The sequence below is a fragment of the Mycobacterium sp. GA-1841 genome (genome assembly GCF_001954135.1).
Lineage (GTDB): Bacteria > Actinomycetota > Actinomycetes > Mycobacteriales > Mycobacteriaceae > Mycobacterium.
In genome coordinates, this window is sequence record NZ_MBEQ01000057.1 from 1 (window position 1) to 19,947 (window position 19,947).

At 66.8% G+C, this 19,947-nt stretch carries 22 protein-coding genes; 17 read left to right on the forward strand and 5 right to left on the reverse strand.

Annotated features, from left to right (window positions below):
* The coding region (locus A5740_RS13330) for a PLP-dependent transferase (RefSeq protein ID WP_175616239.1) at nucleotides 1–270 on the forward strand (270 nt) is incomplete at its 5' end.
* A 67-nt stretch (nucleotides 271–337) separates the two neighbouring features.
* Here A5740_RS13330 and A5740_RS13335 read toward each other — a convergent pair.
* The 3 genes from A5740_RS13335 to A5740_RS13345 form a co-directional block, all read right to left on the reverse strand.
* Entirely contained in the window at nucleotides 338–1,009 is a 672-nt protein-coding gene (locus A5740_RS13335; RefSeq protein WP_076194723.1) for a GPP34 family phosphoprotein, read from the reverse strand.
* A gap of 35 nt (nucleotides 1,010–1,044) precedes the next feature.
* Entirely contained in the window at nucleotides 1,045–1,539 is a 495-nt protein-coding gene (greA, locus tag A5740_RS13340) for a transcription elongation factor GreA (RefSeq protein ID WP_076194824.1), read from the reverse strand.
* Between the two features lie 240 nt (nucleotides 1,540–1,779).
* A complete protein-coding gene (locus A5740_RS13345) occupies nucleotides 1,780–2,202 on the reverse strand; it encodes a DUF4307 domain-containing protein (RefSeq protein WP_076194725.1) in 423 nt (140 codons plus the stop codon).
* Between the two features lie 117 nt (nucleotides 2,203–2,319).
* On the opposite strand from A5740_RS13345, the gene mca reads away from it, so the two are divergent.
* Genes mca through A5740_RS13365 form a run of 4 tightly spaced genes read left to right on the forward strand, consistent with a single transcriptional unit; the run spans nucleotide 2,320 to nucleotide 5,857 of the window.
* The gene (mca, locus tag A5740_RS13350) at nucleotides 2,320–3,186 is read left to right on the forward strand and encodes a mycothiol conjugate amidase Mca (RefSeq protein WP_076194727.1); all 867 of its coding nucleotides are present in this window, start codon (nucleotides 2,320–2,322) and stop codon (nucleotides 3,184–3,186) included.
* Entirely contained in the window at nucleotides 3,183–3,506 is a 324-nt protein-coding gene (locus tag A5740_RS13355) for a hypothetical protein (RefSeq protein WP_076194728.1), read from the forward strand. Before mca ends, A5740_RS13355 begins: the two co-directional genes overlap by 4 nt.
* The gene (locus A5740_RS13360) at nucleotides 3,448–5,472 is read left to right on the forward strand and encodes a thioredoxin domain-containing protein (protein WP_083654098.1); all 2,025 of its coding nucleotides are present in this window, start codon (nucleotides 3,448–3,450) and stop codon (nucleotides 5,470–5,472) included. Before A5740_RS13355 ends, A5740_RS13360 begins: the two co-directional genes overlap by 59 nt.
* A 10-nt stretch (nucleotides 5,473–5,482) precedes the next feature.
* Nucleotides 5,483–5,857: a nuclear transport factor 2 family protein gene (locus A5740_RS13365; protein WP_076194732.1), complete on the forward strand. Its 375-nt coding sequence runs from the start codon at nucleotides 5,483–5,485 to the stop codon at nucleotides 5,855–5,857.
* A gap of 1 nt (nucleotide 5,858) precedes the next feature.
* On the opposite strand, the gene A5740_RS13370 is transcribed toward A5740_RS13365, so the two are convergent.
* Complete coding sequence (locus A5740_RS13370; RefSeq protein WP_076194734.1) at nucleotides 5,859–6,602, reverse strand: hemolysin III family protein; 744 nt, start codon at nucleotides 6,600–6,602, stop codon at nucleotides 5,859–5,861.
* A 57-nt stretch (nucleotides 6,603–6,659) separates the two neighbouring features.
* Here A5740_RS13370 and A5740_RS13375 point away from each other — a divergent pair, with 57 nt between their 5' ends.
* The 5 genes from A5740_RS13375 to A5740_RS13395 all read left to right on the forward strand — a co-directional run bounded on the left by A5740_RS13375 (nucleotide 6,660) and on the right by A5740_RS13395 (nucleotide 11,500).
* Nucleotides 6,660–7,454 carry a (2Z,6E)-farnesyl diphosphate synthase gene (locus tag A5740_RS13375; RefSeq protein WP_076194736.1) on the forward strand — a complete coding sequence of 265 codons (795 nt, stop codon included), beginning with the start codon at nucleotides 6,660–6,662 and terminating at the stop codon, nucleotides 7,452–7,454.
* A 15-nt stretch (nucleotides 7,455–7,469) separates the two neighbouring features.
* A complete protein-coding gene (locus tag A5740_RS13380; RefSeq protein WP_076194738.1) occupies nucleotides 7,470–8,831 on the forward strand; it encodes a hypothetical protein in 1,362 nt (453 codons plus the stop codon).
* Between the two features lie 124 nt (nucleotides 8,832–8,955).
* Complete coding sequence (locus A5740_RS13385) at nucleotides 8,956–9,381, forward strand: hypothetical protein (RefSeq protein WP_076194825.1); 426 nt, start codon at nucleotides 8,956–8,958, stop codon at nucleotides 9,379–9,381.
* Between the two features lie 118 nt (nucleotides 9,382–9,499).
* Nucleotides 9,500–9,913 carry a hypothetical protein gene (locus A5740_RS13390; protein ID WP_076194740.1) on the forward strand — a complete coding sequence of 138 codons (414 nt, stop codon included), beginning with the start codon at nucleotides 9,500–9,502 and terminating at the stop codon, nucleotides 9,911–9,913.
* A gap of 126 nt (nucleotides 9,914–10,039) precedes the next feature.
* Nucleotides 10,040–11,500, forward strand: a complete 1,461-nt coding sequence (locus tag A5740_RS13395; protein WP_076194743.1) for a potassium transporter — start codon at nucleotides 10,040–10,042, stop codon at nucleotides 11,498–11,500.
* On the opposite strand, the gene coaA is transcribed toward A5740_RS13395, so the two are convergent.
* Complete coding sequence (gene coaA / locus A5740_RS13400) at nucleotides 11,497–12,435, reverse strand: type I pantothenate kinase (protein WP_076194745.1); 939 nt, start codon at nucleotides 12,433–12,435, stop codon at nucleotides 11,497–11,499. The two genes, A5740_RS13395 and coaA, sit on opposite strands and share 4 nt — an antisense overlap.
* A 30-nt stretch (nucleotides 12,436–12,465) precedes the next feature.
* Between coaA and A5740_RS13405 the strand changes: the two genes are divergently transcribed.
* The 7 genes from A5740_RS13405 (at nucleotide 12,466) to A5740_RS13435 (ending at nucleotide 19,878) form a co-directional block, all read left to right on the forward strand.
* Nucleotides 12,466–13,698, forward strand: a complete 1,233-nt coding sequence (locus tag A5740_RS13405; RefSeq protein ID WP_175616240.1) for a DUF885 domain-containing protein — start codon at nucleotides 12,466–12,468, stop codon at nucleotides 13,696–13,698.
* A 195-nt stretch (nucleotides 13,699–13,893) separates the two neighbouring features.
* On the forward strand, nucleotides 13,894–14,352 hold the full coding sequence (locus A5740_RS13410; RefSeq protein ID WP_139335105.1) for a hypothetical protein: 459 nt from the start codon (nucleotides 13,894–13,896) through the stop codon (nucleotides 14,350–14,352).
* 296 nt (nucleotides 14,353–14,648) lie between these two features.
* Nucleotides 14,649–14,948, forward strand: coding sequence for a hypothetical protein (locus A5740_RS13415; protein WP_139335106.1), 300 nt, complete (start codon nucleotides 14,649–14,651; stop codon nucleotides 14,946–14,948).
* Between the two features lie 98 nt (nucleotides 14,949–15,046).
* A complete protein-coding gene (locus A5740_RS13420; protein ID WP_076194751.1) occupies nucleotides 15,047–16,510 on the forward strand; it encodes a glycine hydroxymethyltransferase in 1,464 nt (487 codons plus the stop codon).
* A gap of 66 nt (nucleotides 16,511–16,576) precedes the next feature.
* On the forward strand, nucleotides 16,577–17,404 hold the full coding sequence (locus tag A5740_RS13425; RefSeq protein WP_076194753.1) for an acyl-ACP desaturase: 828 nt from the start codon (nucleotides 16,577–16,579) through the stop codon (nucleotides 17,402–17,404).
* Nucleotides 17,405–17,603: 199 nt separating this feature from the next.
* The gene (locus A5740_RS13430) at nucleotides 17,604–18,917 is read left to right on the forward strand and encodes a PhoH family protein (RefSeq protein ID WP_076194755.1); all 1,314 of its coding nucleotides are present in this window, start codon (nucleotides 17,604–17,606) and stop codon (nucleotides 18,915–18,917) included.
* Between the two features lie 76 nt (nucleotides 18,918–18,993).
* Nucleotides 18,994–19,878, forward strand: a complete 885-nt coding sequence (locus A5740_RS13435) for a polysaccharide deacetylase family protein (protein WP_076194757.1) — start codon at nucleotides 18,994–18,996, stop codon at nucleotides 19,876–19,878.
* Nucleotides 19,879–19,947: the final 69 nt, after the last annotated feature.

Sequence of the window (19,947 nt, forward strand, 5' to 3'; positions counted from 1 at the left end):
CGCCAGATGTCGGGCTTCGGCGGCATGGTGAGTCTGCGGTTGCGCGGCGGCCCCGCTGCGGCCCGCGAATTGTGCTCGCGCACCGAACTTTTCATTCTTGCCGAGTCGCTCGGTGGCGTGGAATCGTTGATCGAGTACCCGGGTGCGATGACGCATGCCTCGACGGCCGGCTCGCAGCTGGAGGTGCCCGACGACCTGGTGCGGCTGTCGGTGGGCATCGAGCATGCGGCCGACCTGCTGGCCGACCTGGAGCAGGCGCTCGCCAACTAACGCCGAACACAAAACCCGTACCTTTTCACGCGAAAAGGTACGGGTTTATGTTTGCCCGCGGGGAACATTAGGCCATCAGGGCAGGACGTAGCGCCGAGGTCGTCACTGCCAGATTCATCTCCGGCAGCGCCGACGCCGTCTCGTCCACCCAGCTGCCGGTGGCGATCTCGGTGGAGCGGGCGTGCACCCAGCGCCAGCCCCGGTCGTTGAGGCTCAACACTGCGCCGAGGCCGTCGACCGCGTGCAGCAGGCAGATGATCGCGGCGATGGCCGGTACCGGATTGTGTCCGTCGAACAAGGCGGCCAGCAACGCGGCCCGCGCCTGACTGACCCGCTCGCGATTGGTCAGCGGCCAGCAATACACCGGGCGGCCCGGAAGACCCTTGCCGGGCATGCGGACGCGCCGGATCTGCCCGATGCGTTCCAGGTGCTGCTCCAGATTGGTCTGGATGTGCCGGCCCAGTTTGGTCAGCGCCGTCTCGGGCGCCAGCGGTCGACGCTGCAGGACATCAAACGCCGCGTCACCGACCGGGTCGGTAGGCCCATCACCGGTGAGGGCGATCAGCCGGCCGGCCTCGACGGGCTCGTCGGCCATGGCCGGGCGAATCCGGCAGGCGTAGGCCAGATCGAGCAGGACGGCCGCGCTGAGTACTTTCTCCCTGCGACGACGGTCCAACCCCGGCTGCGCGGCGGCGTTGTCCAGCAAAAGCAGGAACAGGTCTTCGGCGATTTGCGCCATTTCCCCGACTGTAGTGCGTCCCCCGGGGTCGCCCGTCAGGCGTGGTAGGGCTCAGCGCTGATCAGGGTGACCTTGACGGTGCTGCCGTTGGGCACGGTGTAGGTGCGCGATTCGCCGACCTTGGCGTCGATCAACGCGCTGCCCAGCGGTGAGTTGGGGGAGTAGACCTCCAGCTTGCCGTCGCTGATGCCTTCCTGACGGGTGGCGATCAGGAACGTCTCGGTGTCCTTCTTGTCGTCGTCGTAGTACACCTTGACGACCGAACCGGGCAGTGCGACGCCGGACTGCTTGGGAGCCTCGCCGACCTTGGCGTTGTTGAGCAGCTCCTGGAGCTGACGGATACGGGCCTCCTGCTGGCCCTGCTCCTCGCGGGCGGCGTGATAGCCACCGTTCTCGCGCAGGTCGCCTTCTTCACGGCGATCGTTGATCTCGGCGGCGATCACCGGCCGGTTGGCGATCAGCTGATCCAGCTCCGCCTTCAACCGGTCGAATGCGTCCTGAGTGAGCCAGGTGACCTGAGTGTCGGTCATGTTCTCGTGCTCCTGTCTGTCCTTGGTCTCGCGGCGCTCGCGCGCCCCCCCTGTGTGCGAAGTCGGTCGTTTCCCGGCCGGAGGCATGCGCGTGTATTGCCGCGGGCGTAAGCGCTTAATCGAGCGCTAATGCAGCAATACACGGCCCCAGCGAGGAACCGTGTATCGCACAATCGTACCACCGAGCGGCCGGGCATTCTTCATGTAATCGCTGTTCGGCGTTTGTTGCGCGCTGCTGAATCAGGGCGCTACCAGGTAGGACGGCACATCCGTGCCACACCCGTAGACATCGCCGATCACGGGGGGTCGGCTCGATTTCACCTCCGCGGTCACCTGTACGACGCGCTGATCGGATGGGCCGACCAAAAACTCACGCCGTCCGGTTTCGCTGCCGTCGATCGAGCGGGCCCGCACGATGCACACCACCGGGATCGACGGGTCGGGCCGGGTCACCCCGATCGTCACGGAGACGGTCTGGTTGTCGATCAGTTCATAGGCGCTGAGCTCGCCTTTCACCTCGCCGCTGCCCAATCGTTGATTGGCCACGACGGCAAGCACCACACCTGCCACCACCACCAGGCCGACCAGCGCGAACATGATCCAGCGCCGGGTCCGGCGAGACATTTGGCGGGATCCGTAGCGGGCGGCGGGGCGTTCGATCATCAGAACTGGAACTATAGGTCGAGACAGGTTTGTCCCTGAGCCCAGGCAACGTTCTGGGCGTCGAGGACTTGGGCAGCGGGCATAGGTAAGAGGACGCCGTAGTTAGATGAAAGCGAAATGAGTGAACTGCGGTTGATGGCGGTGCATGCCCACCCGGACGACGAGTCCAGCAAGGGTGCGGCTACCACCGCGCGCTACGCGGCCGAGGGAGCGCGCGTCATGGTCGTGACGCTGACCGGCGGCGAGCGCGGCGACATTCTGAATCCGGCGATGGACCTGCCCGAGGTGCACGGCCGGATCCATGAGGTGCGTCGCGACGAGATGGCCAAGGCCGCCGAGATCCTCGGCGTCGAGCACCACTGGCTGGGATTCGAAGACTCGGGCTTGCCCGAGGGCGACCCGTTGCCGGACCTCCCGGAAGGCTGTTTTGCGCTGACGCCGCTCGAAGAGCCGGTGCACCGGCTGGTGCGCGTGATCCGGGAATTCCGGCCGCACGTGCTGACCACGTACGACGAGAACGGCGGCTATCCGCACCCCGACCACATCCGCTGCCATCAGGTGTCGGTGGCGGCCTACGAGGCGGCCGCCGACTTCCGCCTGTACCCCGACGCCGGGGAGCCGTGGAGCGTGTCGAAGCTCTACTACAACCACGGCTTCCTGCGTCAACGCATGCAACTGCTGCAGGACGAATTCGCCAAGAACGGCCAGCAGGGCCCCTTCGCGAAATGGCTCGAGCATTGGGACCCCGATCACGACATATTCGCCAACCGGGTCACCACCCGTGTTGAATGCTCGAAGTACTTCAGTCAGCGCGACGACGCGCTGCGAGCGCACGCGACGCAGATCGACCCGAAAGGCGATTTCTTCCATGCGCCGATCGAGTGGCAGCAGCGGTTGTGGCCGACTGAGGAGTTCGAGTTGGCGCGGTCGCGTGTGCCGGTGAAACTGCCGGAAGACGACCTGTTCACCGGGATTGAGAGATGATCGACACCTTCACCGCAGTGCTCACACTGCTCGCCGACGAGCCGCGTAACACCGGCCCGGAATTCGGCAAGGCCACCCCGCTTGGCCTGCTGGTCACGGTGGCACTGCTGGTCGGCACCTTCGCCCTGGTCTGGTCGATGAACCGGCACCTGCGCAAGCTGCCCGAATCGTTCGATCCGCAGCACCCCGAGCCTGATCAGGACGCCGACGAGGGCACCGTGGACGGCTCGGTGGACAGCGCCCCTGACCACGCCGCCCCCGATGTTCCCGACCACGCACCCGGTCCCAAGGGTCAGCCACGTGAGCCCGGTACCGGGTAACACGCTCGGCGGGTCCACCAGCCCGTACCTGCGCCAGCACGCCGACAACCCGGTGCACTGGCGGCAATGGTCGCCCGAGGCGTTGGCCGAAGCGGCCGAACGGGACGTCCCGATCCTGCTGTCCATCGGATACGCGGCGTGCCACTGGTGCCATGTGATGGCGCACGAGTCGTTCGAGTCCGTGGAAGTTGCCGCGGTGCTCAACGACGGATTCGTCTGCATCAAGGTCGACCGTGAGGAACGTCCGGACCTGGACGCGGTGTACATGAACGCCGCCGTCGCCCTGACCGGGCAGGGCGGCTGGCCGATGACCTGCTTCCTGACCCCCGACGGCCGGCCGTTCTTCTGCGGCACCTACTACCCGAAGTTGGGTTTCCTGCAGTTGCTGGCCGCCGTCGCCGAGACCTGGCGGGACCGCCGCGACGAGGTCGAGCGGGCCTCGGATCAGATCGCCACCGAGCTGCGGTCGATGTCGGCCGGGTTGCCCGGCGGGGGAGCGCCGGTGGCCCCCGAGTTGTGCAACCACGCGGTGGCCGCGGTGCTGCGCGACGAGGACGAAACCTACGGCGGCTTTGGTGGTGCGCCCAAGTTCCCGCCCTCGGCGCTGCTGGAAGGGCTGCTGCGCCACCACGAGCGCACCGGATCGGTGGCGGCCTTGCAGGCGGTGCAGCGCACCTGCTCGGCGATGGCGCGCGGCGGCATCTATGACCAGCTGGCCGGTGGCTTTGCCCGCTACAGCGTCGACCCGCACTGGGTGGTGCCGCATTTCGAGAAGATGCTCTACGACAATGCCCTGTTGCTGCGGGCCTACGCCCACCTGGCGCGTCGCACCCAGGATCGGTTGGCGCACAAGGTGACTCAGGAAACTGCCGGGTTCCTGCTGTCGGACCTGGAGGCCGACGGCATGTTCGTCTCGGCACTGGACGCCGACGCCGGTGGACGCGAGGGGCTGACGTACGTGTGGACGCCGGCCGAGCTCCGTTCGGTCCTGGGTGACGACGACGGAGGTTGGGCGGCTTCGCTTTTCGGCGTCACCGCGGCCGGCACGTTCGAGCATGGGGCGTCGGTGCTGCAGTTGCCTCGTGACCCCGACGATGCGGCCCGGTTCGAGTCGGTACGTACGGCGCTGTTGGCCGCGCGCGCCTCCCGGCCCCAGCCGGCCCGCGACGACAAGGTCGTGACCGCCTGGAACGGGCTGGCCATCACGGCGTTGGCCGAAGCATCCGTCGCGCTGAATCGACCCGAATTCCTTTCCGCTGCAGAGCAATGTGCACGCCGAATGCTGGATCTGCACCTGGTGGACGGCAGGCTGCGCCGGGCCAGCCTGGGTGGCCGGGTTGGAGACAGCGCGGCGATCCTGGAAGACCACGCGGCGCTGGCCACTGCGTTGCTGACGCTGTCCCAGCTGACCGGATACGGCCTGGACGAGGCGGTCGGTCTGCTGGACGTCGCGCTGGACCATTTCGCCGATCCCGAGCAGCCCGGTCGCTGGTTCGACACCGCCGATGACGCCGAGCAACTCATGGTGCGTCCCGCCGATCCGATCGACGGCGCGACGCCATCCGGCGCATCGTTGATCGCCGAGGCGCTACAGCTGGGCGGACACCTGACCGGTTCGCAACGCTATCTCGATGCCGCACAGGCAACTTTGTCCTCGGCGACGCCGATCTTGGCGCGCGCGGCCCGCTCCGGCGGGCATTGGCTGGCGGTGGCCGAAGCACAGGTGCGCGGACCGATCCAGATCGCGGTGGCCGGAGATCCGTCGTCGCCGTTGTTGGCCGCCGCTCGGCGGATGGCCCCCGGTGGGGCGGTCGTGGTCGGTGGTGCTGCCGGGTCCGCACCGTTGCTGCAGGGACGTGACCGGGTGGACGGCGCCGACGCTGCCTATGTGTGCCGCGGCACGGTGTGCGACCTGCCGGTGACGACGGTCGGGGAACTGGCTACCGCGCTCGGTGTGCCCGTGTAGCCTCGCGGCCATGAGCCACGATGCCGCAGCCCTGGAAACCTTCGTCAAGCGTTACCTCGACACCGTTGCCGGTGGTTCCGCGGCCGAGGTCGCCGCGCTGTATGCCGACGACGCGACGCTGGAGGACCCGGTGGGCAGCGGCGAGGTGCACATCGGCCGGCAGGCGATCGAGGGCTTCTACAAGAACCTGACCGCGGCAGGCGCTGCCATCACGACCGAGCTGCTGCAGTTCCGTCCGGGCGGCCATGAGGCGGCGTTCCTGTTCGCCATCAACGTCGGTGACGCGATGCGGATCGAACCCATCGAGGTGATGACATTCAACGCCGACGGGCAGATCACCTCGATGAAGGCCTACTGGTCGGCCGCTGACGTCAAGCAGCTGTAGGTCAGAAGACGGCGAACCACATGGCGATGTAGTGGCAGATCGCCGCGACCGCCGTGCAGGCGTGGAAGAACTCGTGGTGACCGAACGTGGTCGGCCACGGGTTCGGCCACTTCAGCGCGTACAGCACGCCACCGATGCTGTAGAGCGCGCCGCCGACGATCAGCAACACCACCGCGGCCACGCCGGCGCCGCGCATGATGGGCCCGATGAACCAGGCCGCCACCCAGCCCAACAGGATGTAGAGCGGGACACCGAGCCAGCGTGGGGCTGACGGCCAGAACATCTTGAGCAACACGCCCGCGATCGCCCCGCCCCAGACGATCCAGAACAACACCATGCCCTTGGATTCAGGCAGCGCCAGCAGGGCGAACGGCGTGTAGCTGCCCGCGATGAAGATGAAGATCATCGAATGATCCAGGCGCTTCATCCATTTGCGGGCGTTCACCGATTTCCAGTTCACCCGGTGATACGTGCCGCTGACGGTGAACATCGCCACGATCGTGAAGGTGTAGAGCAGCGTGGCCAGCCCGGCACGCAACGATTCCACCGACCACGACACCGACACCAGCGCCGCGCCGGCGATGAATGCGACGATCGCCGAGTACACGTGGATCCAGCCGCGCGCGCGTGGTTTGCCGAGGAACTGGGCGACGCCTTCGGCGACGGCTTCGGGCAGGTCTTCGGCAGGCCGGCTCAATGCGGCGGCAGAGCGATAGGGCTTGGTGCTACCGGTCGGCGCGGTCATGTCACCTCCATTGACAACACATGGTGTTCCCCGACGCTCACAGTAGTCTGGACTCTCGTGGACATCATTCCCCCGCGGCTCAAAGAACCGGCCTACCGGCTCTACGAGATGCGGTTGCGTCACGAGCTGACGCAGGCCAGATCCGAATTGCCTCGCCACATCGCAGTGTTGTGTGACGGCAATCGCCGTTGGGCGCGTGACGCGGGTTACGACGATGTCAGCATCGGTTACCGGATGGGCGCGGCCAAGATCGCCGAGATGTTGCGCTGGTGTCAGGCCGCCGGCATCGAGATGACGACGGTCTATCTGCTCTCGACGGAGAACCTGCAACGCGATCCCGATGAGCTGTCCGAACTGATCGAGATCATCACCGACGTCGTCGAAGAGATCTGCGCTCCGTCGAACACCTGGAGTGTGCGCACGGTCGGTGATCTGGAGCTGTTGGGGGAGCAGCCGGCCCGACGGCTGCGGGAGGCCGTCGAGCGAACGGCCTCGACCCCACCCGGTTCGTTCCATGTGAACGTCGCCGTGGCCTACGGCGGCCGCCAGGAGATCGTCGACGCCGTCCGGTCACTGCTGTCCAAGGAGCTGGCCAACGGTGCCACCGCCGAACAGCTCGTGGAAGCCGTCACCGTGGAGGGGATCTCGGAAAACCTCTACACCTCGGGGCAACCCGACCCCGATCTGGTCATCCGCACCTCCGGTGAGCAACGCCTGTCCGGATTCCTGTTGTGGCAGAGCGCATATTCGGAGATGTGGTTCACCGAGGCGTACTGGCCCGCCTTCCGTCGCGTCGACTTCCTGCGTGCCCTGCGCGATTACACCGCCCGGCATCGCCGTTTCGGCAAGTAGTGACACACTGAGACCATGGCTGCGCTGTCGGCGGTGGTCTTCACGCTCAGCTGGTGGCTGGGTCTCTACCTGCTTGCCCGCGATCCGCGGAAACCCGTCCTCGTCCTCGCCGCGATCGGGCTGACCAGTTTCGCCGTCGTCGTCGCGCTCGACGCCGTCCGGCTGGTCACCGGCTCCGAGTTGCTCAGCCGCATCGAGATCTATCTGGTCGCGCTGCCCGGCATCGCCTGGTTCGCCGTCATGGTCGAACTCGCCCGTCCGGCCGACACCTTCCGCTCCCGCGTGGGCGAGGTCGCGGGGATCTTCACCGTCGCGATCCTGACCTTCGCCGGAGCGGCGCTGGCAGGCAGCGTCGACGGCCCGCTGCGCACCGGCCACTGGGTGATGTTCGCCGTGATCTCGCTGTCCTCCCTCGGGGCGATGGTCAAGGCCGTGCTGGGCGGGGCCAAACCCGGCTCGGTGGTGGGGTTCATCATCGTCGCGACGCTGTTCTTCGCACTGGGCAACGCGATCCTGGTGATCCCGCTCGGGTTGGTGCCGAGCTGGCTGGCGCTGGCCTCCACCGGATTCGATGTGGCGCTGCTCGGGGTGGCCGTGGCGATCTGGGACGCCTTCGACGAGGGACAGGCCGTGCGGGCCGACATGCGCCGCTCGATCATCGGCACCCTGGTGATCGCGGTGCCGTTCGCTGCGCAAGCCCTCATCGGCATGGCGGTGTTGGAAGCCGGCACCGGCCATACCGTGCTGACCGTCCTGTTGTTCACCAGCCTGGCCGTCGCGGTGGCGGTGGAGGTGCTGGCCGATCCGCTGGCCGGCGTGTTCGACCGGCTCGCCTTTTCCCGGTCCCCGGCCCTGCGCGCTGACCGGGAGGCCCTGCGTCAGACCGAGGCGGCGCTGCCGTTGCGGGCCGGTCATCCGCTCGGTGACATCGACGACGACGCCTTCACCCGGCTCACCCGTCGTGCGCTGGGCCACTACGGTGATCTGTCCAAGCTCGTCGCCAGTCCGCTGACCGCGCTGCCCGCCATCGATGCCCGGCTGGCGCAGCGCGGGGCGCCGGATCAACCGCTGGAGCGCGCCAACGAGCTCAAGGCTCTGCTGGCCGATCGCATCGCCGCGCTCAAGCCTCGCGACGGCGGCGACTTCGGCACCACCGAACAGTGGCGGCACTACAACTCGCTGTACTTCCCCTACGTCGTCGGGGTCCGCGCCTATGCCCAGAACGCCACCGCCTCCGGGCTCGACCCGGTGGCCCGGCAGGCCTGGCAGTGGTTCGTCACCGAGGTGCCGCAACGCTCGCTGCACAACTGGCAGAACGCCGCCGCGCGGGTGATCGCCGCGGACCTGCGCGGCACCCTGGTCACTACCGACTACTGACACCTGCAGGGCGCTGACCTGCACTTGGCAGTGGTTGGCAGTGTTTGGCGTCGATCTGGCAGCGGCTCGTGGGCAGGGTCAGAGGTGTTCCACCCTCGACACCCTCATCACCGAGGAGCCCGACATGACCGCCACTCTCAACCGGCCACTGACCGACTCCGGAACCGGAACCGCCGCACACGATTCCCTGCTGCGATTCGCGCTACGCGCCGACGCCACCGTGTGTGCCGGGGTCGGCCTGCTGATCGCGATGGCCGCAGATCAACTGGCCCGCATCGCGGGGCTGTCGGCCACCGCCGGGTGGTTCGTCGGCGCCGGGTTGGTCGGCTACGGCGCTCTGCTCTACGTCCTGGCCGCGGCCGCGCACGTCCGACGGGTCGGCGTCGCCGTCCTCGCCGGCAACGTGGCATTCGCGATCACCACCGTCACCGCCATCGTGACCGGTTGGCTGCCGTTGACCGGGACCGGAGACGAGTTGGTGCTCGGATTCGTCAGCGCCACCGTCGTGTTGGCCTGGCTGCAATACCGCGGAGTGCGCCGTCTGGCGTGACTCCCTCCCGAGCCGGTACGGGGCGCCGCCGCAAGAGGTTACGGCGCGCGACCCCGCACCGTGCTCCACCGTTCGAAGTGAATGCACCACTGGTAATCACCACTCGAGAAGGAGAATCATGACCGCCATCACCGCCACCGGAGCTGCCGGCACCACCAAGCGAACCGATTCGTTGCTGCGCCTGGCGATGCGGCTGGACGCCGTCCTCGTCGGCATCTGCGGCATCGCGTTGCTGGCCGCGGCCGGGTGGTTCGCCGATCTCACCGGCCTGCCCACGTCGGTCGAATACGGCGTCGGCATCTTCTCGGTCGTCTACGGCATCGCGGTGTTCGCCCTCGCCGGGATCGAGCGCGTCCGTCCCGCCGGCATCGGCACCGTGATCGCCAACGCGGCCTGCACCGTCATCGCCCTGGCTGCCGTGTTCACCATGGCACTCACCACCGTCGGGGTGGTGTTCGTCATCGCCACCGGCATCTACACGCTGGTGATGGCCGAACTGCAATACGTCGGGGTCCGGCGAATTCCGGCCTGAGCACATTGGTGATCGCCCAGGACCCGCGGCCCTGGGCGATCACCAATTCGGGTAGTCGACTACTCACGGCGTCGCGGCCTCTCGGGCGCACACTGAGCTGACGTGGCGACATCCGGGAGAATTGCGATGCCTACAGACGATTGTGACGTGTGCATTGTCGGTGCCGGCCTGTGCGGCATGAACGCGCTGTTCGTGGCCGCCACCTACCTGAGACCCGACCAGAAGATCATCCTGATCGACCGGCGTCCTCGGGTCGGCGGCATGTGGGTGGACACGTATCCGTATGTGCGGCTGCATCAACCCCATCCGATGTTCACCGCCGGCAACATCAAGTGGACCCTCGGTCGTGAACCGTCCTATCTGGCCACCAAACCCGAGGTGCTCGACCATTTCAGCCACTGCCTGCAGCAGATCAAACAACGGGTTCGGGTCGAGGAACGTTACGGCTGGGATTTCCAGACCGCGGAAACGAACGGCGGTGCGGTGCAGGTCATCTGCCGCGACAGCGAGGCACGCCTGCACACCATTCGGACCAACCGATTGATCAAGGCGTACGGCGTGCGGGTGACGCCCAACGATGCGCTGGAGCTGTCCAGCGACCGGGTGCGGTCGGTCTCCCCGGACTCGTGTGATGTGCGCTTCGGAGAGATCCACGACAGCGATACCCCGGTATGGGTGATCGGCAGCGGCAAGACCGCCATGGACACCGCGCACGCGCTGATCACGTCGAGCCCGGGGCGCGAGGTGAACATGGTGGCCGGCTCGGGCACCTTCTTCGCCAGCCGGGATCGATTTTTCCCCGCCGGTGCCCGGCGTTGGGCGGGCGGGACCTCGTTGACCAAGATGTCCATCGAGATGACCCGGCTCTTCGACGGCACCAACGAGGACGATGTTGCCCGGTGGTTCCGGTCGGCCTACGGCACCTGTCCGACACAGCAGGCCGATCATTACGTCGCCGGTGTCCTGTCGGAGGCCGAGAACACCGCCATCGTGGCAGGTCTGAACGATGTGGTGATGGACCACCTCGTCGACGTCGTCGACAGCAACGGCTCCGCAGATCTGGTGTTCCGCAGCGGGGCCAGAAAAACCGTCACACCGGGCAGTTGGATCGTGAACTGCACCGGGTATCTCACCAAGAGCGATTATCCCTACGAGCCGTACGTTTCCGGTGGCGGGTCTGTGCTGTCGATTCAAATGCGTTCCGCCACATTGCATCTGTCGTCATTTGCGGCCTACTTCGCGACGCACCTGATGTTCTTGGACAAGCTGAACACGATGCCGCTCTACGAGCTCGATCTGCAGGACTTGGCGCAGAAATCCAAAAAGGCGCTGGTGTATACGATGTTCACCCTGGCTCAGCACAACCTGAGTCTGATCTCGGATGGGGTGCCCGCCAAGGTGTTCCGGGACTGCGGCCTGGACTTCAACCGCTGGTATCCGCTGCCGCGCCAGCTGTCGGCCACCGCCCGGTTCATGGCGACCCACCACCGGGACCGCGAACATCTGCGTCGCACCCTCGACACCGTGGCGGAGCGTTTCGACGTGCGGTGCGGCCCGCTGGTCACAGTCCCGGCCGGGGCTGCCTAGAGCTTCCGCAGCCGCAGCCGGTTGATCGAATGGTCGGCATCCTTGCGCAGCACCAGGGTGGCTCGCGGCCTTGTCGGCAGGATGTTCTCGATCAGGTTGGGCCGGTTGATGGAATGCCAGATGTCGCGCGCGGCGAACACCGCCTGATCATCGGTCAACGTCGAATAGTGGTGGAAGTGCGAAGCCGGGTCGGCGAACGCCGTCGAACGCATCGTCAGGAACCGGGAGATGTACCACTTCTCGATGTCTTCGATGCGCGCATCGACATACACCGAGAAGTCGAACAGATCCGAGATCATCAGGGCCGGGCCGGTTTGCAGGACGTTGAGCCCCTCCAGGATGAGGATGTCCGGGTGGCGGACCACCTGCTTCTCACTCGGCACGATGTCGTACAGCAGGTGTGAATACACCGGTGCGCAGGCCTCGTCGGCGCCGGCTTTCACCGCGGTGACGAACCGCATCAGCGCCCGCCGGTCGTAGCTTTCCGGGAAGCCCTTGCGGTGCATGATGTTCCGACGGTGAAGTTCCTTGTTCGGGTAGAGGAACCCGTCGGTGGTGACCAGGTCCACCCGAGGGTGGTGGCCCCACCGGGCCAGCAATGCCTGCAGCACACGGGCGGTGGTCGATTTCCCGACCGCCACACTGCCCGCGACACCGATGACGAACGGCACCGGCCGGTCCGGATTCTGCTGCGGCTCACCGAGGAACTCCGCGGTGGCGGCGAACAATCGCTGCCGCGCGGCCACCTGCAGGTGGATCAACCGGGCCAGGGGAAGGTAGACCTCTTCGACCTCGAGGAGATCGAGTTTTTCGCCCATGCCGCGCAGACGCAGCAGTTCGTCCTCGTTGAGTTTCAGCGGTGTCGACATGCGCAAGGCACGCCATTGACTTCGGTCGAACTCCACATAGGGGCTCGGCTCGCTCGGCCGCGGCATTCGGTCAGTCTTGCATCTACGGTTGTGGTCATGGCGAAGGGGATGGATTCCAGCACTCTGATCCGCGAGTATCTACTGCTCGGTCTGCGGTTCGACCGGGTCGAGGAGGGCTACGTCGACTCGTTCACCGGGGACCCGCAGCTGCGTCGTGCCGTGCAGAATGAGCCCACGCCCGACCCCGCTGAGCTGGCGCGGCAGGCCGACCGGCTGCTCGGTGAGATCCCCGACGATCTCGAATCCGACCGGGCCGAATACCTCGCTGCCCACCTGCGGGCCTTGAACTGTGCGGGCCGCAAGTTCGCCGGGGAGGACGTCGGTTTCGTCGACGAGGTGCAGGCGTATTTCGACGTCCGGATCACCAAGGGTGACCCGGAAAAGTATCGGCAGGCCCACGCCAAACTCGACGAGGCGCTCGGCGGCACGGGCCCGCTGGCCGACCGAATCCAGGCGCACCGCAGCGGCGATGAGATTCCGCCGGCCCGGCTGGCGGAGTGCATTCACGCCTTCTCCTCGGCCCTGCGTGACAAGGTGCGGGCCGCTTACCCGCTGCCCGAGACCGAGACCATCACCTACGAGGTCGTCACCGACAAACCCTGGTCGGGCTTCAACTACTACCTGGGTGACTACAAGTCCACCGTGGCCGTCAACGCCGATCTCAAACAACAGATGGCCAATCTGCCGCGTCTGGTGGCCCACGAGTCCTATCCGGGCCATCACACCGAGCACTGCCGCAAGGAGGCGGGGCTGGTGGCCCGTGACGGGCAGGCCGAACAGACGATCTTCCTCGTCAACACCCCGCAATGCCTGATGGCCGAGGGCCTGGCCGACCTGGCGCTGTACGCGATCGTGGGGGACGGGGCGGGCGAAGCGACGGGAAACAGCCAAGGCTGGGGACCGTGGGCCGCCGACATCTACGCCGACCTGGGGCTGCGGTTCGACGGCGGGCGCGCCGAGGCGATCTCCGAGGCGATGGCCGGGCTGGCCGACGTCCGCCAGGATGCGGCGCTGATGCTGCACGACGAGCATCGCGACGTCGACGAGGTGGTGGAGTTCCTCAAGCGGTGGCTGTTGATCAACGACGAGCGGGCCCGCCAGACGCTGCGTTTTCTGTCCTCACCGTTGTGGCGGGCCTACACCAGCACGTACATCGAGGGCTACCGGCTGCTGCGCGGCTGGCTGGACGCCCGACCCGAGGGCGTGACGCTGACCGAGCGGTTCGGCCGGCTGCTCGACGAGCCGCTGATTCCGTCGACGTTGCGCTGAGCCGCCGATCAGCCGCGTAGGGGCGCTGATAGCAAAGCTGTTTCGCGCTGTTTCCGGCCTCGTCACCCGGCGTTCACCGAACGCCGGCTTTGCCTTATGATGCTGGTCTCACCTGCTTGAATCGGCCAGTTACTGGTCGGTAACATTTACGGTGTCGAGCCCGGTGGGGTACCCGGCTGAGCAAAGGAAACGACCATGGCCGCGACAATGGGAACGTTGAACAAGATCAAGCGCGCCGCAGGTGTGATCATGGCGGCGGGTGCGATGGCCTTCGCTGGAATCTTCGGGGCCGGAATCTTCGGGGCCGGAATCATCGGGGCCGGAAGCGTCGGCCCCGGCGCGGTGGCCAATGCCACGCCCGTCACAAAAGTGGGTAGCGATCCGGTGACGCCGGTCAACCCTCGCGGCCATAAATCGCCGGCCACCAAGGTCGGCAGCGATCCCGTCACGTCCGCGATCAACGGCATCACCGACGCCGTCGGCGCGGGTACGTCTGGCGCCGAAGCCCCGTCCCTCGTCAGCCCGTGGCCCGGAGGTGCGTGGGCCGGCCACGACTGGAGCAAGGGATATCCCGGCGGCGGTTACGCCAACGGAAAGGGCGGCGGCGCTGCCAGCCACGGCAAGGCCGGCGGGGCGTGGTTGCACCGCGACTGATCCCATGACCTGAAAGCCGGGCGGACTCGATGGGTCCGTCCGGCTTCTGCGTGGGAGAGCCGTCGTCCTGCGGTTCGCTGAATGCTTTGCTGATAACTGCCGGGGATTGCGCGCCTGTGTCAGTCAAGTATCGCGTCGCAGCGTCATTCCCGCAGTTGAAAGCGCAAAGATTGACCTTGATTGTGCCGAAGCGGGGGTGGATATCCCCCTCGGCTGGTTGAATCTCACGTTCGCTGAGGCGTAAAATTTCTGCCGAGCATCACGGCGCTGAAACCGGGTGGCAGCAGGGAGTCGACATGGCTGCAACAGGGACGACATCGAACCGGGTCACGTTGATGGCCGGTGTGGCCGCGGTGGCGATCTCATTGGCCGGACTCATCGGCACCGCGGCGGTGGCCACTGCCGATCCCGTCGTCGTGCTGAACGGAGAGACGGTCGATCCGCCCACCCCCGCCCTCACGATCCCGTGGCCCGGCGGCGATTGGGCCGGCCACGACTGGAGCAAGGGCTGGCCCGGCGGCGGTTTCGCCCACGGCAAGGGGGGTGGCGCTGCCATCCACGGCAGGGCCGGCGGCGCCTGGAACCACACGAATTGATCTGGCCGCGCATCCATCACAGCCGCCGTGTCCGTACCCCGGCCATCCAGCGCCAGGCCCGATGAACGGCCACAACGGCTCCGACTAGGCTAAAAGCCATGGCAGCAGACTCGTCATCCACCTTGCCCGCGGCTTCCGGCGCTGATTACGCCGACACCTCAAGTGCCGCCTACCAAGCCGCATTGCAGGTCATCGAATCCGTCGAGCCTCGGGTCGCCGCAGCCACCCGCAAAGAGCTTGCCGATCAACGTGATTCGCTCAAGCTGATCGCCAGCGAGAACTACGCGTCCCCGGCGGTGCTGCTCACCATGGGCACCTGGTTCTCCGACAAGTACGCCGAGGGCACCGTCGGGCACCGGTTCTACGCGGGCTGCCAGAACGTCGACACCGTCGAAGCGCTGGCCGCCGAGCACGCCCGCGAGCTGTTCGGCGCCCCGTACGCCTATGTCCAGCCGCACTCCGGCATCGACGCCAACCTCGTTGCCTATTGGGCCATCCTGGCCACCAAGGTGGAGGCTCCCGGCCTGGCCGAACTCGGCGCCAAGCACGTCAACGACCTGTCCGAGGCGGACTGGGAGACCCTGCGCAACAAGCTGGGCAACCAGCGTCTGCTCGGCATGTCCCTGGATGCCGGCGGGCACCTCACTCACGGTTTCCGGCCCAACATCTCCGGCAAGATGTTCCACCAGCACAGCTACGGGACCAACCCGGAGACCGGGTTCCTTGACTACGACGCGGTGGCTGCCGCGGCCCGCGAGTTCAAGCCGCTGGTGCTGGTGGCCGGTTACTCGGCCTATCCGCGCCGGGTGAACTTCGCCAAGATGCGCGAGATCGCCGACGAGGTGGGCGCCACCCTGATGGTCGACATGGCGCACTTCGCCGGCCTGGTGGCGGGCAAGGTGTTCACCGGTGACGAGAACCCGGTGCCGTTCGCGCATGTCACCACGACCACCACGCACAAGTCGCTGCGCGGCCCGCGCGGCGGCATGGTGCTGGCCACCGAGGAATTCGCGCCGGCCGTGGACAAGGGCTGCCCGATGGTGCTCGGCGGGCCGCTGAGCCACGTGATGGCCGCCAAGGCCGTCGCGCTGGCCGAGGCGCGTCAGCCGGCGTTCCAGACCTACGCCCAGCAGGTTGCCGACAACGCCCAGGCGCTGGCCGACGGCTTCGTCAAGCGGGATGCGGGCCTGGTCACCGGCGGCACCGACAACCATCTGGTGCTGCTCGATGTGCGTTCATTCGGGCTGACGGGCCGCCAGGCCGAGTCCGCCCTGCTGGACGCCGGCGTCGTCACCAACCGCAACGCCATCCCGGCCGACCCCAACGGGGCCTGGTACACCAGCGGCATCCGGCTCGGTACCCCCGCGCTGACCAGCCGTGGCTTCGGCGCCGACGACTTCGACCGGGTGGCCGAGCTGATCGTCGAGGTGCTGTCCAACACTCAGGCCGAGGGGTCTTCCAAGGCCAAGTACAAGCTGGCCGACGGCACCGCCGAGCGTGTGCATGCGGCCTCCGCCGAGCTGCTCACCGCCAACCCGCTGTACCCCGGGCTGACCCTCTGAGTCGGGTGCCGCGACACACGGCGCCCCGACTTTTAGAAACATGTAAACCCGGGTTACAGTTACCTCATGGCACAGAAACCTGTCGCTAACGCGCTGACCCTTGAGCTCGAGCCGGTCGTCGAGGCTGAGCTGCGTCGCCACCTCGACACCGAGGTCCTCTGGTACGCGCACGATTACGTGCCTTTCGACCAGGGTGAGAACTTCGCCTTCCTCGGTGGCAAGGACTGGGATCCATCCGGGGTGACCCTGCCCAAAAACGTCACCGACGCCTTGGAGATCCTGCTGATCACCAAGGACAACCTGTCGGGCTACCACCGCGAACTCGTCGAGCACTTCATCCTCGAGGACAAGTGGGGACGCTTCCTGGGCCGCTGGACCGCCGAGGAGCACCTGCACGCCGTGGCGTTGCGCAACTACCTCGTCGTCACCCGCGAGATCGACCCGACGGCCAACGAGGACGTCCGCGTCGAACACGTGATGAAGGGCTACCGCGCCGACAGCTACAGCCAGATCGAGACGCTCGTGTTCATGGCGTACTTCGAGCGGGCCCACGCCGTCTTCACCCGCAACCTGCGGGCGCAGATCGCCGAGCCGGTGCTGGGATCGCTGATCGATCGCATCGCGGTCGACGAGGAACGTCACGAACTGTTCTTCGGCAACCTGGTGTCCCACCTGCTGGGCACGCACCGCGACGAGACCATTGCGGCCATCGCGGCCCGGGCGCGCGAGCTCGACGTGATCGGCGCGGACATCGACGCCTACCAGGACAAGGTGGCGTTGGTGGCCGAGGCCGGCATCTTCGACAAGGCCGCGTTGGCGCAGGTCATCTCCGACCGGATCACGGCCTGGGGTCTGGCCGACGAACCCCAGCTCCAGGAGTTCATCAACACGTAACGCGGCGGGCTTTTTTCGCCCGGCGCGCCAGCCAGCAACCCCGTCACGGCGGGAGTAGCGTCGAATCCGATGGCTAGCGACATGCTCTGCTGTCCGGACGGTACCGATCAGTTTGATCTGAAAGGACCGGCTCCGGTCCTGGTGCCGCAGTGTCCACCGAGCAACTCGTGTGGGGCCGCGCGGGTTCTAGGAGCGCCACGTGACTGATTCAGCTGTCCGTACCTATGTGCTCGACACTTCCGTGTTGCTGTCCGATCCCTGGGCATGCACGCGGTTCGCCGAGCATGAAGTGGTGGTCCCGCTGGTCGTGATCAGCGAGCTGGAGGCCAAACGGCATCACCACGAGCTGGGCTGGTTCGCCCGGCAGGCACTGCGGATGTTCGATGATCTGCGGCTCGAACATGGGCGGCTGGATCAGCCGATTCCCGTTGGCGCAGAAGGCGGCACGCTGCAGGTCGAGTTGAATCACATCGACCCGACGGTGTTGCCCGCAGGGTTTCGCACCGAGACCAACGACACTCGGATCCTCGCATGTGCCGCCAACCTCGCCGCGGAGGGCAAGCACGTCACGCTGGTGAGCAAGGACATTCCGCTGCGGGTCAAGGCCGGCGCGGTGGGTCTGGCCGCCGACGAGTACCACGCCCAGGACGTGGTGGTGTCCGGCTGGACGGGCATGGCCGAACTCGACGTGGCGGCCGAGGAGATCGACACGCTGTTCGCCGATGGCGAGATCGATCTGGCCGAGGCGCGGGATCTGCCCTGCCACACCGGAATTCGGTTGCTGGGTGGTAGCTCGTCGGCGCTCGGCCGGGTCACCGCCGAGAAGCGGGTACAGCTGGTGCGTGGTGATCGCGAAGTGTTCGGCCTCCGGGGAAGGTCAGCCGAACAGCGCGTCGCCCTCGATCTGCTGCTCGACGAATCCGTCGGCATCGTCTCGCTCGGCGGCAAGGCGGGCACCGGTAAATCCGCGCTGGCCCTGTGCGCCGGATTGGAAGCGGTGCTGGAACGCCGGACCCAGCGCAAGGTGGTGGTGTTCCGCCCGCTGTACGCGGTCGGCGGCCAAGACCTCGGCTACCTGCCCGGCAGCGAGAGCGACAAGATGGGGCCCTGGGCCCAGGCTGTCTTCGACACCCTCGAAGGGCTGGCCAGCCCGGCGGTGCTGGAGGAGGTGCTCTCCCGCGGAATGCTGGAAGTGCTTCCGCTGACCCACATTCGGGGCCGCTCGCTGCACGATTCGTTCGTCATCGTCGACGAGGCGCAGTCACTGGAGCGCAACGTGCTGCTGACCGTGCTGTCCCGGCTGGGGGCGGGATCACGGGTGGTGCTCACCCACGATGTGGCTCAGCGCGACAACCTCAGGGTCGGTCGCCACGACGGCGTCGCGGCGGTCATCGAGAAACTCAAAGGCCACCCGCTGTTCGCCCACATCACCCTGCAGCGCAGCGAACGCTCGCCGATCGCCGCCCTGGTCACCGAGATGCTGGAGGAGTTCAGCCCCGGGGCGTTGCCCTGAGCCGGTGATTTGGGTGCGTTCAGTAACGCCAGGCGTTACCGAACGCACCCAAATCGCAGGCCGGTAGGCTGCCGGGGTGGCGAGGTTCCCCAACAGTCAGGCGTGGCGGTGGACCGCGATCGGTGTGGCGGCTGCCGTCGTGGTCGTCGTCGTCGGATTGCTCACCGGGCGTATTCACCGTGACGGCCCCGACGACGTGGACTGCTCGAAAGAGAAGTGCATCGCGCTCACCTTCGATGACGGGCCCAGCCCCTACACCGACCGGCTGCTGCAGATCCTCAAGGACAACGACGCCAAGGCCACGTTCTTCGAGATCGGCAACAAGGTCGCGGCCAACCCCGAAGGTGCCAAGCGCGTCGTCGAGGCCGGGATGGAGCTGGGCAGCCACACCTGGGAACACCCCAACATGACCACCATTCCGCCGCAAGAGATTCCGGCCCAGTTCAGCAAGGCCAGTGACGCGATCGAGGCCGCGACGGGGCAACGGCCGAAGTTGGTGCGCACGGCCGGCGGGCTGGTCAACGACCAGGTGCTGGCCGAGGCCCGCAAGCAAGGACTGGCCGACATCAATTGGGACGTCATCCCGTTCGACTGGGCCAACGACGCCAACACCGCGGCCACCCGCTACATGCTGATGACGCAGATCAAGCCGAACTCGGTGGTGCTGTTTCACGACACCTATTCGTCCACCGTCGATCTGGTGTACCAGTTCATCCCGGTGCTCAAGGCCAACGGCTATCACCTGGTGACGGTCAGCCACATGCTCGGTGAACGTGAGCCCGGCTCCAGCTACGGCAGCCGGGAGAACGGCCCGCCCGTGCCACCGGCCGAGGCGCTCAAGGACATTCCGCCGCAGGAGATCCCCGCGCTGCCCGCGACACCGTCGCCGGCGCCGATGCCGAACTTCCCGATCACCGACATCCCCGGGGCGAACTCCGGAGGCCCGAACAACGGGGCGTGAGACGCACATCGCGTCGGTTTGAGGACCAAAGACCCTAACCGGCGGGCTCGGGCACGACGAGGCTTGAAG

Coding starts and splice junctions, on each gene's coding strand:
- A5740_RS13335 (WP_076194723.1), bottom strand. CDS start 1,009: ATGGCGCAAATCGCCGAAGACCTGTTCCTGCTTTTGCTGGACAACGCC.
- A5740_RS13385 (WP_076194825.1), top strand. CDS start 8,956: ATGACCGCCACTCTCAACCGGCCACTGACCGACTCCGGAACCGGAACC.
- A5740_RS13370 (WP_076194734.1), bottom strand. CDS start 6,602: ATGACCGCGCCGACCGGTAGCACCAAGCCCTATCGCTCTGCCGCCGCA.
- A5740_RS13365 (WP_076194732.1), top strand. CDS start 5,483: ATGAGCCACGATGCCGCAGCCCTGGAAACCTTCGTCAAGCGTTACCTC.
- A5740_RS13425 (WP_076194753.1), top strand. CDS start 16,577: ATGGCACAGAAACCTGTCGCTAACGCGCTGACCCTTGAGCTCGAGCCG.
- A5740_RS13380 (WP_076194738.1), top strand. CDS start 7,470: ATGGCTGCGCTGTCGGCGGTGGTCTTCACGCTCAGCTGGTGGCTGGGT.
- A5740_RS13390 (WP_076194740.1), top strand. CDS start 9,500: ATGACCGCCATCACCGCCACCGGAGCTGCCGGCACCACCAAGCGAACC.
- A5740_RS13395 (WP_076194743.1), top strand. CDS start 10,040: ATGCCTACAGACGATTGTGACGTGTGCATTGTCGGTGCCGGCCTGTGC.
- A5740_RS13345 (WP_076194725.1), bottom strand. CDS start 2,202: ATGATCGAACGCCCCGCCGCCCGCTACGGATCCCGCCAAATGTCTCGC.
- A5740_RS13415 (WP_139335106.1), top strand. CDS start 14,649: ATGGCTGCAACAGGGACGACATCGAACCGGGTCACGTTGATGGCCGGT.
- A5740_RS13355 (WP_076194728.1), top strand. CDS start 3,183: ATGATCGACACCTTCACCGCAGTGCTCACACTGCTCGCCGACGAGCCG.
- A5740_RS13420 (WP_076194751.1), top strand. CDS start 15,047: ATGGCAGCAGACTCGTCATCCACCTTGCCCGCGGCTTCCGGCGCTGAT.
- A5740_RS13405 (WP_175616240.1), top strand. CDS start 12,466: ATGGCGAAGGGGATGGATTCCAGCACTCTGATCCGCGAGTATCTACTG.
- A5740_RS13360 (WP_083654098.1), top strand. CDS start 3,448: ATGTTCCCGACCACGCACCCGGTCCCAAGGGTCAGCCACGTGAGCCCG.
- mca (WP_076194727.1), top strand. CDS start 2,320: ATGAGTGAACTGCGGTTGATGGCGGTGCATGCCCACCCGGACGACGAG.
- greA (WP_076194824.1), bottom strand. CDS start 1,539: ATGACCGACACTCAGGTCACCTGGCTCACTCAGGACGCATTCGACCGG.
- A5740_RS13410 (WP_139335105.1), top strand. CDS start 13,894: ATGGCCGCGACAATGGGAACGTTGAACAAGATCAAGCGCGCCGCAGGT.
- coaA (WP_076194745.1), bottom strand. CDS start 12,435: ATGCCGCGGCCGAGCGAGCCGAGCCCCTATGTGGAGTTCGACCGAAGT.